The sequence below is a fragment of the Psychromonas sp. psych-6C06 genome (genome assembly GCF_002835465.1).
In the GTDB taxonomy this organism is placed as follows: domain Bacteria; phylum Pseudomonadota; class Gammaproteobacteria; order Enterobacterales; family Psychromonadaceae; genus Psychromonas.
Genome location: NZ_PIZM01000005.1, coordinates 118,658 through 132,711, shown reverse-complemented (window position 1 = coordinate 132,711; position 14,054 = coordinate 118,658). Strand labels below are relative to the sequence as shown.

The window sequence follows — 14,054 nt, the reverse complement described above, 5'->3', positions numbered from 1 at the left end:
TTTATTCTCCTTGCGAAAGATAAAAAGCAGCTAGCTTTAAATCCTCTTCGCGTGTAACTTTTAGGTTATCAGATCGCCCTTCAACCACATTCACAGTTACCCCTGCCATTTCAAGTGCAGAAGCTTCATCGGTTATTTTTTCAGGCTGTTGACATCTGTTTATAGCATCGCACAGCTGTGCATTTAGGAACATTTGTGGTGTTAAAGCATGCCATAAATTTTCACGATCAACGGTGCCTTCAATAGACTGCCTGCTATTACTGCGTTTCATCGTATCACGTACTTTACAGGCCAAAATAGCCCCATTAAGATTACCTCGCACAGTAGAGATTAACTTATTAATATCTTCACTACTGATACAGGGTCTGGCCGCGTCATGCACCAATACATAATCATCAGCGTCGATAATATTTAATGCGGCCATCACTGAATCGACACGCTCAGCCCCGCCCTGTACCACCTCTATTTTAGGATGATTAGCAAGTGACAAGTGTGTGAACCATTGATCATTATGTGCCACAGAAACAATTACGCGCTGTATATCAGGGTGCTCAAGAAATGGGGTTAAACTATGCTCAATAATAGTTTTATCGCGCAATAATAAGTATTGCTTAGGGATGTTTGCGCCGACACGTTTACCAATGCCGGCAGCAGGAATAACAGCAACAATATTTCTTACATCCATTCTATTCTTCACTTTTAATTCTATAAGGGGTTAGTACTAGGGTCTGTTGATCTTTGCCGTTTAAATTTTTTTCAACACAACGCGTTTTGAGCAAGGCAGACGAGATGTGGCTTAGTCATTCTAAGCGAATTTCGTCTAACACAGGGCAAAGCGTGTTGTGTTGAACCCGAAGGGCAACATTTGTTGACCATTTTTACTGCGTTTTCGCCTATTGATGTGGAATAACCACACGGCATAGGCTCAGCCTTGTATAAACAGCAAAATGGCTCTTTATTTTGTATTGCGTGGTATTGACGAAGTCATTACAGCAATAGCCAACAAATTGTTGCAAAAATAAACTTGAAAGATCAACAGACCCTAACGATGTAACAATAAATAGTGCTTTATTTATCCTTTAGGCACGATGCGAAAAAAGGTTTCTCCCTCTTTTACTAGCCCTAACTCATTGCGAGCTCGCTCCTCGATGGCATCTGACCCTTGTTTTAGATCATCTATTTCAGAAAACATCATTTTATTGCGCATTGCCAACTCTTCATTACTGGCCTTAGCTAAAGCAACATCTTCTTGTAGTTGGCGATTATCTTGCACACCATTTTTGCCCCACCAAAGATGGTATTGCTCAAGTGCAAATACAAATAATAATAGAGCAAAAAAAAGTCGCATTTATCATCACCTTTAAAATTACAAATCAATATCTTATATTAAAACAACAATTAAAATAATAAATTTTCTAGTCTTGGATTAACAAAAATATGATTGAAACTATTCGCTTCGTTTCCAGAACAGTAATCTTGATTCTAATTGTGGAAAACGCGGGTGAATAAACAGTTTATAAGCCGTTATGCCGGCAACAATACTTTTAATGACAACCATCTGTTCAATACCGAGAAGCAAATATGCGTAGCCACCCACAAATGCCGAAATCAGCATAAAAGTTTGAAAAATCCGTATTTTTTTAACACTTAATGCGATTAAAATTAGCACAAAATCAAACCATGTCAGCAATAAACCTAGCGATGGGTTAGCCAGATAATCATTGGCTGCAAAATAGAGGAAATACAATAAGCCAGCAATCATGAGAATCAATACAGCATTAATGATCTTTTTAGGGGTCCGAGTAAAATCACACAAATAACGGTATAAGGTGACACTGCCGACAACTAAGTTCAATAATACTTTGGGTAAAACACCAATCATGAATCCCCAAATAACATCATTAGCAACGGATAAAAATGATGCTAAGCGCATGTTTTTCATGCCATTGAAAACCAAAAGAAAAATATAAAAGGCGACACTTGTCCAACCTAATATTTCAATAACCAATGCCATCATTTACCCTCAAAAACCAAAGGGCGCTATGATACTACAAACACACAGTGTTTATTAAGATAAAATGAATGTTATACGCACAAAAAAAGGTTGCCGTTTCAATGGCAACCTTTTTCGGGCTAATAGCTGTTATTACGATTTTATGGAATCCCAATCGAATGGAGTATGTGATCTAAATTTTGCGCAGGAAAAGTGACTTAACTCAAAGAGAACTTTAACGTAAATGGTTGTTCCTTTACGAAAAACTCAACGAAGAGATCAGTCACTTTAGCCAGTAAAATAGATCCGCTATTTATGCCGTTTGGTATCGTTACTGCTTTACGCTTTCACTTAATGCATTGGTTAACTCATTATTATTATCATGAGTTAACTCCCAAGCAAAAACGCCTGCGAAGCCCTGCTCTAACACCCATTTACCTTTGGCTTTTATAGAGCTTGCATTATCGTAAGAGATAAAGCCTTTTTGCTCTTCATTCCAAGCAAATGCAGCACCATGCTTTTCATCGTAATACTCAACCCAACCACTGTCTTTATCATTAACCATTTTTTGAATCACATGATAAGGTAGATCTGTCTTAATGCCAGATTCTGCTACAGCATAGGTTTCATCTTCGTTTTTAGCATAAGGACGCCCCTCTGGATAGTTTTCTAAACCTGTCCAGCCTCGCCCGTAAAAAGCAGCGCCAATCACCAACTTATCAGCAGGTAGGCCTGCCTCTAACATATTAGCAACATAGCCATCGGTACCCGACCACCATTTAAGATCGCCACTGCCAGTTAAATTAGAAAGATGACCAATATTAGTGGTACTCCAAGCACCAAAGTAGTCATAGGTCATCGCAAACCAATGATCGATGTATTTACTTGCTTCAGGGTAATCAATATTCGCGACTTTAGTCGGTGGCACACCAGCAGCAGCACTTAATTCATAATAACGGCCATTCTTTTCACCTAATACGTCGAGTTCCATACGTAGCTCTTTAAGCATGACAGTAAACATCTTCGTTTCATGCTTCATCACTTCAGGGCTTAATTTCGTTTTAGGATCCCAAGATGCTGTCGTTAAACCTCCACCACCAGGGTATTCCCAATCTAAATCGATACCATCAAAGATCTCTACTTCATCGATTAACTTAATAACAGAGGAAACAAATTGCTTACGCCCTGCATCGGTTTTAATCATGTCATGGAAAGGTTGCGACATAGTCCAACCACCAAATGAAGGTAAAATAGTTAAATGCGGATTCGCCGCTTTTAATGCCTTGAACTGCTTGAAATGCCCTTCGTATTCGCTACCATCTTTCAAAGTTAAGCCGTACGCAGCTTTTTGATCAGCGACAATCGCAGTGAAATCTGGCTTATCTTTACAGGTATCTTCAATCTGTTTAAGTAACTCTTCTCCAGTATCAGCCGGATGTTCGCCACACATGGTTAAAAATGCATAGATAACATGTGTTAATTTATCAGCCGGAATTTGTGATGGTGTATAAGGATCATCACTATAGATACGCCAATCAGGAAAATAAGCACCAACAACTTTAGCTTTCATTGGCTCTACATGGTTATCGCCCTGAGAGTCGTCCGATGAACTGGAACAAGCCCCGAGCGCCAAAGAGAGAGTAATTGCTGAAGCGAGTAGACTCACTTTATGATTTAAAAACTTCATTTTTTATTCCTTTAAAATATTGGCCCATATTTTTCGAGGAGTAGTATATAAAATTAAAAACAAATTCTTCTGCTTAATCTCTCATTACTAATATCAAAGCAAAAAAAAACGCTCTAAGAGCGTTTTAATGATTTATCACCTTGAAATTAAATGATTATTCCCATTCAATCGTTGCAGGTGGTTTACCAGAAACATCGTAAACAACACGTGAAATACCATCGATTTCATTAATGATACGATTTGATACATGACCGATTAACTCATATGGCAAATGTGACCAACGTGCTGTCATAAAGTCGATCGTTTCAACACAACGTAGTGAAACAACCCAATCATATTTACGGCAATCCCCCATCACACCAACAGAGCGTACTGGTAAGAACACCACAAATGCTTGACTCACTTTATGGTAAAGCTCAGCTTTGTGTAACTCTTCAATGAAGATAGCATCGGCACGACGTAATAAGTCACAGTACTCTTTCTTCACTTCACCTAATACACGTACACCTAAACCAGGCCCAGGGAATGGATGACGATATAACATGTCGTATGGCAAGCCTAACTCTAAACCAATTTTACGTACTTCATCTTTAAACAGTTCACGCAGTGGTTCAACAAGCCCCATCGCCATATCATCAGGTAATCCACCTACGTTATGGTGAGATTTGATCACGTGCGCTTTACCATTTTTAGAAGCAGCAGACTCAATCACATCTGGGTAGATAGTACCTTGCGCTAACCATTTAGCGTTTGATAATTTCTTAGACTCTTCATCGAAGATCTCAACAAATACACGGCCAATGATTTTACGTTTCGCTTCAGGATCATTTTCGCCAGCCATCTGCTCTAGGAAGCGATGTTCAGCATTAACATGAACAATATTTAACCCGAAGTGATCGCCAAACATCTCCATCACTTGCTTACCTTCGTTTAAACGAAGTAACCCATTATCAACAAATACACAAGTCAGTTTATCACCAATCGCGCGTTGTAATAACATCGCAACCACCGATGAATCAACACCACCAGATAAGCCTAAGATAACTTCATCATCACCGATCTGCTCTTTCATACGTGCAACAGCATCATCGATAATAGATGCTGACGTCCATAGTCCATCACAACCACAAATGTCTTTAACAAAGTGAGACAACATACGCTCGCCTTGACGAGTATGCGTTACTTCTGGGTGGAACTGAACACCGTAAAAACGCTTCTCTTCATTTGCCATAGCAGCAAACTGACAAGTCGCGGTATTAGCAACAGTTACAAAACCTTCTGGAATCGCTGAAACTTTATCACCGTGGCTCATCCAAACATCTAATAATGCTTTACCATCTTTTGAAACGGCATCTTCAATTGATTTAAATAGCTCAGATGGGTTTTGCATCTCAATTTGAGCATAACCAAATTCGCCTTCGCCTTCACCCTTGATGACTTCGCCACCAAGCTGTTTAGACATAGTTTGCATGCCGTAACAGATACCTAACACAGGCACGCCCGCATTAAATACATATTCAGGTGCACGAGGAGAGCCTGCAGCGGTTACGCTTTCTGGACCACCAGCAAGTACGATACCGTTTGGGTTAAACTCTTTAATGTCTTCTTCAGAAACATCCCAGCTCCAAAGCTCACAGTAAACACCAATTTCACGGATACGACGCGCGATAAGTTGAGTGTATTGAGAGCCAAAGTCTAAGATTAATATACGTTGTTCATGGATGTTAGTTGTCATCATTACTCCTTAAATAAATAAGACGTTATAGAAACGCCTTATTTTTAAATCTTATTGAGGTATTTATAAGGTAATTGCGCCGGAAAATTATTCTGTAACAAGGTGAAAGCGCGGAGCTTGGTTTACCAAGTGAGCACTTTCAACGTAGTGACAGATTAATTTAACCAGCAATAACTTATAAACTAGCCGCCAGTGCGATAATTAGGTGCTTCTTTGGTGATTGCTACGTCATGCACGTGGCTTTCACCCATACCCGCACTTGTGATCTTCACAAATTCTGCTTTTGTATTCATCTCTTTGATTGTTGCACAACCAGTTAGGCCCATTGATGAACGCACGCCACCCATTTGCTGATGAATAATCTCTTTTACTTTGCCTTTATAAGCAACGCGACCTTCAATACCCTCTGGTACTAATTTGTCAGCAGCGTTATCAGACTGGAAGTATCGATCCGATGAACCTTGAGACATCGCACCTAATGAGCCCATACCACGGTATGACTTGTAAGAGCGGCCTTGGAATAAAATGATTTCACCTGGAGACTCTTCAGTTCCTGCAAACATGCTGCCCATCATGACACATGATGCGCCCGCCGCGAGTGCTTTTGCGATATCACCAGAGAAACGAATACCACCATCGGCGATAACTGGAATACCAGTACCTTCAAGTGCTTCAACAGCATCAGAGATAGCGGTGATTTGTGGAACACCCACACCTGTTACGATACGCGTTGTACAAATTGAACCTGGGCCGATACCCACTTTAACTGCACTACATCCAGCATCTGCTAGCGCTTTTGCACCTGCACCTGTTGCTACATTACCGCCGATGATTTGCAAATCCGGGTAAGATGCACGGGTTGCTTTGATGCGATCTAATACGCCTTGAGAATGACCATGAGATGAATCGATTAACAGAACATCTACACCAGCCTCAACTAATGCATCGATACGCTCTTCGTTGCCTGCGCCAGCGCCAACTGCAGCACCGACACGTAAGCGACCTAATTCGTCTTTACATGCGTTTGGTTTACGCTCTGCTTTACGGAAATCTTTAACCGTGATCATGCCTTTAAGTTTAAAGTTATCATCCGTTAATAATACTTTTTCGATACGCTTTGCATGCATTAGCGCTTCAATTTCATCGCGAGGTGTATTTGGACTAGCAGTAACAAGATCTGCTTTGCCAGTCATTACAGCAGAAACAGGTTTAGTGAAATCTGTTTCAAAAAGTACATCACGACCAGTAATGATACCAACAAGCTCACCTGTTGCTTCTACAACAGGGTAACCTGCAAAGCCGTTCTTTTCGGTTAGCTCTTTAATCTCTAACAACGTCGTTTCAGGTGAAACAGTAACAGGGTTAGCAACCACGCCACTTTCGTGAATTTTTACTAAACGCACTTCTTCAGCCTGTACTTCAATAGACATGTTTTTGTGAATAAAGCCGATGCCACCTTCTTGCGCTAAGGCAATAGCAAAACGAGCCTCAGTGACTGTATCCATCGCAGCAGAAAGAATTGGAATATTCATTTGAATAGTTTGTGTTAGTTGCGTTGTTAAATCCGCAGTGTTTGGTAGTACGGTCGAATGAGCTGGTACTAGTAATACATCATCAAATGTTAATGCATCTTTGGCAATTCTTAGCATCTTGCAATATCTCACTTATAGTTGGGAGGATTGTTCCTTAGCCAATAATTTATTGGGTAGGATATTGCGGATAGATTTTAATTGTTTTGTGACCTAAGTACAATTAAAAAATCGTTTATTATTGATTCTTTTTAACAAAAAAAATCAATGCTAATATGAGCCTCCCTTTGACCAGCTTGTGAACGCCAATGAACAGCCAAAACAGTAACATTTATAGTGTAAGTAGCCTTAACCGAGCAGCCAAAGCGCTACTCGAAACCGGCCTTGGTGTCGTATGGTTATCGGGTGAGATTTCAAACCTCACCATCGCAGTTTCCGGGCATTGGTATTTTACCCTTAAAGATCATAGTGCTGCAGTACGATGTGCAATGTTCAAAGGCAATAACCGTCGAACAGGTTTTACCCCTATCCATGGGCAACAAGTGCTCGTCCGTGCCAAATTAAGTCTTTATGAAGCGCGCGGAGACTATCAACTCATTGTTGAGAGCATGCAACCTGAAGGTGATGGTTTATTAAAACAGCAATTTGAACAACTCAAATGTCAGTTAGCAGCTGAAGGCCTATTTTCCGAGCAATATAAAAAACCTTTACCAGAAATAATCAAACGTATCGGCATTATCACCTCTTCAACAGGCGCTGCATTACACGACATATTAAGTGTCCTAAAACGAAGGGACCCTCGCTTGCAGGTGGTTATTTATCCAAGTCAGGTTCAAGGCATAGGCAGTGGTGATTCAGTTGCCTCACAAATTCTACTTGCCAATCAACGCAATGAATGTGACTTATTGATTGTTGGTCGTGGTGGTGGCTCACTAGAGGATTTATGGTGCTTTAATGAAGCAGCGGTTGCACATGCAATTTTCAATAGTCAGTTACTAGTTATCAGTGCAGTGGGGCATGAAATTGATGTCACTATCAGTGACTTTGTGGCAGACGTTCGCGCGGCGACCCCTTCTGCGGCGGCCGAACTTGTCAGTCAAAATAAAACCTTTGTGAGTACACAGCTCGATACCTTAGTTAATCGTTTAAAAGGAGCAATGCAACAGTGTTTACAGCGAAACCAACACCAGCAAGCACTGCTTAATGAGAAGTTATTAACACAAGATCCAAAACATAAACTACAGCAACAGACGCTAGTATCGGATGATCTCAGTTTACGTTTAAACCACGCTATGCAAGGGCTAATAACCCGCAAGATGCAAAAAGAAGCAAGCTTAATTGCCGGATTACAGCAACATAGCCCGGAACAAAGCATTAAATTAGCCGTTCAAGCACAGTCACAGTTAAAAACACGCTTAAAAAATGCAATGCAACATAAACTTAAACAATGCGAAAATGATCTGAACAATCAATTACATCAATTAAACACCGTGAGCCCCTTAGCAACACTTGCCCGCGGTTACGCTATCGTTAAAGATGAACAAGGCAGAGTAACCACCAATGCAAATAACATTAATACTGGTGACTTAGTTAATGTCAGATTAGATAAAGGTGAGTTTAAAGCGCAAGTGATGGATAAAGGCTAGAAAGCTGGAAAGCTAAAAAGCTAAAAAGCTAAAAAGCTAGGAGCTGAAAAGCTGAAAAGCTGAAAAGCTGAAAAGCTGAAAAGCTGAAAAGCTGAAAAGCTGAAAGCTGGAAAGCTAAAAAGCTAGAAGCTGAAAAGCTAGAAGCTAGAAGCTAGAAGCTAGAAGCTAGAAGCTGGAAAGCTAAAACGCAGGAAAGCGCCTTCAAGCCTTTCAGCCTTATATCCTTCCTGACTTACCACCTTCCAGCCTTGTTATCTAACGCCCTCCTCTTTTAAGGTCAGTCGAAGGTTTGTAGTCGATAAATAATTCGGTCATTGCCTCTAAACAGGCCAAACTCTACATAACCTGAGATACAATCCTTTAATATTCCCGATTCATCAGGGCATTTCACCTCATTTCCGTAATCCAGTAACCAAGGAGCGTAGAGACTGGCACTTGAAAGATCTTTTAAACGAATAAAATAATCAAGCTTTCCACGACTATTAGGTGCAGAAAATTGTAAATATGCTTTACCTGCTATTAATGGGCTATTTAAAATTGATAACTTAGTTTTACCACTTCCAACCGCGACTTCATCACTAATCAAAGTAGGAATAGCACTCAACTGCGCCTCAACAATCGTTGTACAACTGTCTCGCTGAAAGGGTTCAAACTGTAGCCCGTTAAAGTATGTGGCTTCAATTAAAGTGCGTATAGATTGAAACTCACTACCGTGGCCGTTACCTGCCAATAGGCGACCATAAGCAAAATCACCTAAGCTACTTAAAGTATTATCTGCGGGTAAACGGCAACGATCAGAAGTACAAGTGAGTGTGGCATTCGTCTGCAGTTTTTCACCATCCTTTCCAGTAAGCTGAATATAATAATCAACTTGATCATTAATGGTGCTATCTGCAGGCATGTTTTCAAAATAGGGACCATCAGCACTACCTAATATTTTTTGCAAACCCAGTTTTAATGCTGTCACCGTATAGACACCTGACAGCCACTGTGTGTGATCGTAATAACTAGCAGGAATAATGCGAGCACTTAAATCGACACTACTAAACGCAGAATAGGCACTGTCTGAAAAATCAATATCAGCGGCAACAGGGTAGCTCAAGCCGGCATCATAATTTACAGTGATTCTCTCAGTTTCGCCTGCGCTTGCCTGTGCTTTTGCTTGCATCACATAATTCAACGTAACAGCCGACTCATCAAAAGGTATATCATTGGTTTCTCCTTTTGTCATATAAGTAAAGTCATTACACCCTTCCGTAAAATTATAATTATCGTAGGCAATATAGGCGGGATAAAATCGACCTATCTCTTTCACCTCAGAGCCACTGATATCGTTAGTTGCTTGGATATAATCCACACTCGTTGCTTGCAAGCCTAATACCCCCACCTCATCATAGGAAAGGTCTGCATAAGTTAGCTCACCGCCAACCATCAATTCAGTCAATTGATTCGCGCCTGTTTGTGAATGCACCTTCCCTAATGAAGCAGAAGCACCGTTAGGAAAAACCAATGAAGGTAACAAGGTAACCTCATTGCTAAAACTGGGTGCTTTAGGGTTGTTTGGCCCGTTACCCGATGTCGCACAATGACTACCAGTATCGTTACTACAATCGATCACCGCTTTTACAGTAACATCAAAGGTATCAACATCGACTAAGTTGCTATGGCTTCGCACTGCAGCCCTTATAAAACCATTATCGTTAACAGGATCATAACCTGAAACTTCTGCAGGGTTATTATTCACACTGTTTATTTGTAATTGTAACGGGTTAACAATCAGCTCAGCTTGCCCCACAATTTCACTGTTATCGCCATCTTGAGCATGAATGATGATTTGGCCTGCATCCGGGTAATTACCCGCTACCGTTGCCATGCCATTGACAAAAGAGATCCCTATCGGAGTGGCGTTTACCTGACTTTTACCTATCGCTTGAAGGTCAATTTCTACACTTTTTCCCACTGGTGAGGTTGGCAAAATATATTCAGACCAAAAGGCGATATTTGAAGGGGAATAAGCTTCACATAAAGTTGTTTCTTCATTCTCTTTTACCGCGCTTAATTGTAATGAAAAAGGAAGGTTAGCTGTATTCACACAATAACCATTAACAGTATCGATACAACTCAGCTGTGTTTTTATTAGTGACTTATGAAAATTAATTGAAGCTTGATCCGAAATAACTGCACCACCCGTTACCGACACCTCAACTTGACCGACAGTTGGGTTATATAAACCAAGCTCAACACTGCCTTTATCTGCGGTAACAAACTGGTAGGTGGCCAAACCATCCATATTACCACTATCAGTCAAGGTGCCATTGCCAGCCAATCGACTCCAAGTGCCTCGTGCAGGGGTTGTTGAAATACTCATTAAGCTGTCATAATCTTCAATCAAGTTACCGCTAGTATCTTTCACATTAACGCGCACGCTATGAGGCTCACAGGTTAATGCGTCTGGTAGGGTTATAATTTCAAATTGATAGTCGTCGGTAGGTGGCGTACAAGTACTGGTAGAACACTGTGTACCGGAAATAGAAGTATTAGTGGTAGCAATGCTTAAACACCCTTCTGTATTTAAACGCCCACTAAATACAGTAGGTCTAGTATCAGTCCCAGCCTCGACAATAATATCGCCAAGCGCATATATATTACCTGAACCAACACTGCTCGCTTTTAATGTTACAGAGCCAGTTACGTGTAAATTACCGGGAAATGAATCTCCTTCATTTAATACATAGTCGCCATTAATAACATCGTAAGACTCCCAACCAGGAATTTCACACACACCAGGCTGTGGCGGTGGTGCTATTGGCTCCCCATTTGAACAGTTTTTTCCATTAATCCGTCCATTGCCTCTTTCATCAACCAAATTCTCACTGTAGACATCACCATAGACAACTGCGTTGCCAGTTACTATGCCATCCGTGACATAGATATTACCAATAATAAAACTCCGTCCCGACATGCTGAGGCTACCATCGATATAAAAGTCGCCGTCCATTCGTTCACCACCAGTTAAATCAACATCACCAGCAATATAGGTATAACCACTTACATCAGGAGGAGGAACACAATCAGGATCAGTCGAGTAGGCTTTTGACAATGTAGGGTTCAAAGCAATAAGTAGTAGCAAAAACTGGATATAGCGTTTCATAAGCTGACCGCCTCAACGGTTATTTGTCGACGGGTAACGGTTTGTGCATTTTCGCATACAGCGGTGCTTACCACTTTATAACGTGTAGGCAACCCAGAGGTAATACTTGGATTAAGTATTTCACATTGATAATTTGCACGACACCCATGGAAACCAACATCATCATCAAAAGTCACTGTAATTTTAGGTGGATTGAGTGCGCTACAGTTTGTGGGGTTGGCTGCTGAACTATTAAGCGGAAATAGGTCAACTAAGGCTATTTCACTCGCAGAATATGCACTTAAATAAGCACGTGCGGCATACACCTCGTAGCTAGTGCCTTTAGCACTGTCACGCTGTAAGGAAACGAGTGCTGCGCCAATTAAAGAGATAATGATAATCACAAAAATAGCTAATATGATCGCACTGCCCTGCTGTTTTTGGGGCGCAGGGTGATTACGGGACATTATTAACATGCAACGTTTGTTCAATCGGAGCCTCCAGTCCATCAAAATCAAGGTTAAATGTCACTTTTGCTAAGCCATTACGTTGTAAAGTCGGTGCAATCACGCTGAATGTACCAGTAATGTTATTCGCCATAATACTGCCGGTGACATTACAATCATCCGCTAAAATCAATTCATCTAAACTATTAAAAAAGTAACTTTTGCTATCACGAATAATATATAAGCGTTTACTCGGTGAACCTAAAGGAAAACTAATCGGCGTGGCAAAACTAATCGTTTCATCTGTCAAGCCACTGATAACTTGTACCTTTTCAGTGATTAGTTCGCTTTCATCAAGTAGGTAAACAACCGCTTTGTCTCCAGTGACTACGCTGTAATTATCAATTGTGGTAATACTGCCACTGCTACTAACAAGTGGAGAAATAGGGAAGCTGTAACCATAAATGGTACTTTTAATAATTGGTGTAAAAGTCAGGCACTGGCCATCAGGCGAGACTTTTAAACTATTCGGCAAGGCATTTAAAATATCACGACGTAATCGCTCCATTACAAAACGGGTGCTATTTATCTCTTTATCACGCTCACTAATACCAGTGTAAATATTGACCCCCGTTGCAATATAACTACTGGTCGCAATGCCAATAGCAGCGAGTATGATAATCACAATCACTAATTCAATCAGAGTAAAGCCTTGTTGTTTTATAGTCATTAATAGTTGCCTTTTAATGCGCTAAAACGGATCTCTTCACTACTTGGGGTTTTGACTGTCACAACAACTTTTTTACTACTAGAGCGTAACACTTCCACACTAATATCAATGGCGTAATTGTTATATTGTTCAGGTAAAGCATCTCCTAAAACATCACCATAATTCACCGCGGCTTGAAAGCCATTAGTGATAAAGTCGTCAACATCATTGTAGTTTTCATGCTCTCCTGCGACTTCTGTGCCATCAATTCCTAATACCGTTGAGCAAGGGTGTAGCGTATTGGCTGGTTGCCATACTTCATCGCAGCGATATAACCCCCCATTATGATCTGACTTTTCATCGTAGGCACGTGACAACACACTTTGCATAATGCTTTGCCCAAGTTGAGAGGCTCGTAATCGATACAGCGGTTCAAGGGCATCTTTACTTTGTGAGATAAGCATGGTGTTCATAGTCAACATTGCAATTGCTAAGACAACAATACCAATCACTAATTCAACCAATGTAAAACCACGACTATTCATGAATAAACCCCTGTGCTTCAATCGTCACAGATAAACCATTGTCACCATTAATCTGAATAGGAGAGCTACCTTGAGCTAACTTTCCATCTAAGTCAAAACGATAATTAGCCGTTACAAGCATACCTGTCGGGTATTTGACAGGTGCAGAGTCGTTATAGCTTTCACTATTACACACACCAGATTGTGAGGGATTGAGGCAACTTCCACCTGTTCTAGCAGTATGCTCGTTATAAAAGCAGTTACTTTTAACCACCAACCAATAGCAAGCGTTATCACTACTATCGTCTGTTGGCTCTGCATTCATGCCTTGTAACTGCACTAAACGCAAACGCGCTATCAATTGATCTCGGACCGTATAATCTTCAAAGCCAGAACGATTAACAAACTTTGGGATTGCAACAGCTGCTAAAACGCCAAGTACAATGATAACAATCACTAACTCTATTAGTGTAAAACCTTGTACTAATTGCTTATTCAATAATCTCTTTGCCATGTGACCTTCAGTAGAGAAAAAGAAGTGGCTTGATCAATAGCCGAATTAATAATGAAACTATGTGTATAACAATAGATTGCCAACATAAAACCGTATTCAAAGACTTAATTATAAGAGACATTTATTCTTCTTTCGAATTTG

At 40.6% G+C, this 14,054-nt stretch carries 12 protein-coding genes; 1 reads left to right on the top strand and 11 read right to left on the bottom strand.

What is annotated here, in order from left to right:
- Window position 1: 1 nt before the first annotated feature.
- The 6 genes from ispD to guaB all read right to left on the bottom strand — a co-directional run bounded on the left by ispD (window position 2) and on the right by guaB (window position 7,064).
- A complete protein-coding gene (gene ispD / locus CW745_RS08400) occupies window positions 2-685 on the bottom strand; it encodes a 2-C-methyl-D-erythritol 4-phosphate cytidylyltransferase (RefSeq protein ID WP_101108202.1) in 684 nt (227 codons plus the stop codon).
- Between the two features lie 387 nt (window positions 686-1,072).
- Window positions 1,073-1,348: a cell division protein FtsB gene (ftsB, locus tag CW745_RS08395; protein ID WP_101108201.1), complete on the bottom strand. Its 276-nt coding sequence runs from the start codon at window positions 1,346-1,348 to the stop codon at window positions 1,073-1,075.
- 99 nt (window positions 1,349-1,447) lie between these two features.
- The gene (locus CW745_RS08390; RefSeq protein ID WP_238596753.1) at window positions 1,448-2,017 is read right to left on the bottom strand and encodes a phosphopyruvate hydratase; all 570 of its coding nucleotides are present in this window, start codon (window positions 2,015-2,017) and stop codon (window positions 1,448-1,450) included.
- Between the two features lie 307 nt (window positions 2,018-2,324).
- On the bottom strand, window positions 2,325-3,680 hold the full coding sequence (locus CW745_RS08385; RefSeq protein WP_101108199.1) for a glycoside hydrolase family 18 protein: 1,356 nt from the start codon (window positions 3,678-3,680) through the stop codon (window positions 2,325-2,327).
- A gap of 154 nt (window positions 3,681-3,834) precedes the next feature.
- Window positions 3,835-5,415 carry a glutamine-hydrolyzing GMP synthase gene (gene guaA, locus CW745_RS08380; protein WP_101108198.1) on the bottom strand — a complete coding sequence of 527 codons (1,581 nt, stop codon included), beginning with the start codon at window positions 5,413-5,415 and terminating at the stop codon, window positions 3,835-3,837.
- A 182-nt stretch (window positions 5,416-5,597) separates the two neighbouring features.
- Window positions 5,598-7,064: an IMP dehydrogenase gene (gene guaB / locus CW745_RS08375; protein ID WP_101108197.1), complete on the bottom strand. Its 1,467-nt coding sequence runs from the start codon at window positions 7,062-7,064 to the stop codon at window positions 5,598-5,600.
- 188 nt (window positions 7,065-7,252) lie between these two features.
- Between guaB and xseA the strand changes: the two genes are divergently transcribed.
- Window positions 7,253-8,590, top strand: coding sequence for an exodeoxyribonuclease VII large subunit (gene xseA, locus CW745_RS08370; protein WP_101108196.1), 1,338 nt, complete (start codon window positions 7,253-7,255; stop codon window positions 8,588-8,590).
- A gap of 277 nt (window positions 8,591-8,867) precedes the next feature.
- On the opposite strand, the gene CW745_RS08365 is transcribed toward xseA, so the two are convergent.
- The 5 genes from CW745_RS08365 to CW745_RS16990 are packed head-to-tail and all read right to left on the bottom strand — an operon-like array spanning window position 8,868 to window position 13,913.
- Window positions 8,868-11,741 carry a DUF6701 domain-containing protein gene (locus CW745_RS08365; protein ID WP_101108195.1) on the bottom strand — a complete coding sequence of 958 codons (2,874 nt, stop codon included), beginning with the start codon at window positions 11,739-11,741 and terminating at the stop codon, window positions 8,868-8,870.
- Window positions 11,738-12,196, bottom strand: a complete 459-nt coding sequence (locus tag CW745_RS08360; protein ID WP_153069753.1) for a hypothetical protein — start codon at window positions 12,194-12,196, stop codon at window positions 11,738-11,740. Before CW745_RS08360 ends, CW745_RS08365 begins: the two co-directional genes overlap by 4 nt.
- Entirely contained in the window at window positions 12,177-12,896 is a 720-nt protein-coding gene (locus tag CW745_RS08355; protein WP_101108193.1) for a prepilin-type N-terminal cleavage/methylation domain-containing protein, read from the bottom strand. Before CW745_RS08355 ends, CW745_RS08360 begins: the two co-directional genes overlap by 20 nt.
- Window positions 12,896-13,420: a prepilin-type N-terminal cleavage/methylation domain-containing protein gene (locus CW745_RS08350; protein ID WP_101108192.1), complete on the bottom strand. Its 525-nt coding sequence runs from the start codon at window positions 13,418-13,420 to the stop codon at window positions 12,896-12,898. The genes CW745_RS08355 and CW745_RS08350 overlap by 1 nt, the downstream gene beginning before the upstream one ends.
- Window positions 13,413-13,913 (bottom strand): prepilin-type N-terminal cleavage/methylation domain-containing protein, encoded by a 501-nt coding sequence (locus tag CW745_RS16990; RefSeq protein ID WP_101108191.1) that lies wholly within the window; start codon window positions 13,911-13,913, stop codon window positions 13,413-13,415. The genes CW745_RS08350 and CW745_RS16990 overlap by 8 nt, the downstream gene beginning before the upstream one ends.
- Window positions 13,914-14,054 lie beyond the last annotated feature (141 nt).

What these genes read in the sequence shown, in the direction of transcription:
- CW745_RS08360 (WP_153069753.1), bottom strand. Translation starts at nt 12,196, where the DNA reads ATGTTAATAATGTCCCGTAATCACCCTGCGCCCCAAAAACAGCAGGGC.
- ftsB (WP_101108201.1), bottom strand. Translation starts at nt 1,348, where the DNA reads ATGCGACTTTTTTTTGCTCTATTATTATTTGTATTTGCACTTGAGCAA.
- ispD (WP_101108202.1), bottom strand. Translation starts at nt 685, where the DNA reads ATGGATGTAAGAAATATTGTTGCTGTTATTCCTGCTGCCGGCATTGGT.
- xseA (WP_101108196.1), top strand. Translation starts at nt 7,253, where the DNA reads ATGAACAGCCAAAACAGTAACATTTATAGTGTAAGTAGCCTTAACCGA.
- guaA (WP_101108198.1), bottom strand. Translation starts at nt 5,415, where the DNA reads ATGACAACTAACATCCATGAACAACGTATATTAATCTTAGACTTTGGC.
- CW745_RS08350 (WP_101108192.1), bottom strand. Translation starts at nt 13,420, where the DNA reads ATGAATAGTCGTGGTTTTACATTGGTTGAATTAGTGATTGGTATTGTT.
- CW745_RS08365 (WP_101108195.1), bottom strand. Translation starts at nt 11,741, where the DNA reads ATGAAACGCTATATCCAGTTTTTGCTACTACTTATTGCTTTGAACCCT.
- CW745_RS08385 (WP_101108199.1), bottom strand. Translation starts at nt 3,680, where the DNA reads ATGAAGTTTTTAAATCATAAAGTGAGTCTACTCGCTTCAGCAATTACT.
- CW745_RS16990 (WP_101108191.1), bottom strand. Translation starts at nt 13,913, where the DNA reads ATGGCAAAGAGATTATTGAATAAGCAATTAGTACAAGGTTTTACACTA.
- guaB (WP_101108197.1), bottom strand. Translation starts at nt 7,064, where the DNA reads ATGCTAAGAATTGCCAAAGATGCATTAACATTTGATGATGTATTACTA.
- CW745_RS08390 (WP_238596753.1), bottom strand. Translation starts at nt 2,017, where the DNA reads ATGATGGCATTGGTTATTGAAATATTAGGTTGGACAAGTGTCGCCTTT.
- CW745_RS08355 (WP_101108193.1), bottom strand. Translation starts at nt 12,896, where the DNA reads ATGACTATAAAACAACAAGGCTTTACTCTGATTGAATTAGTGATTGTG.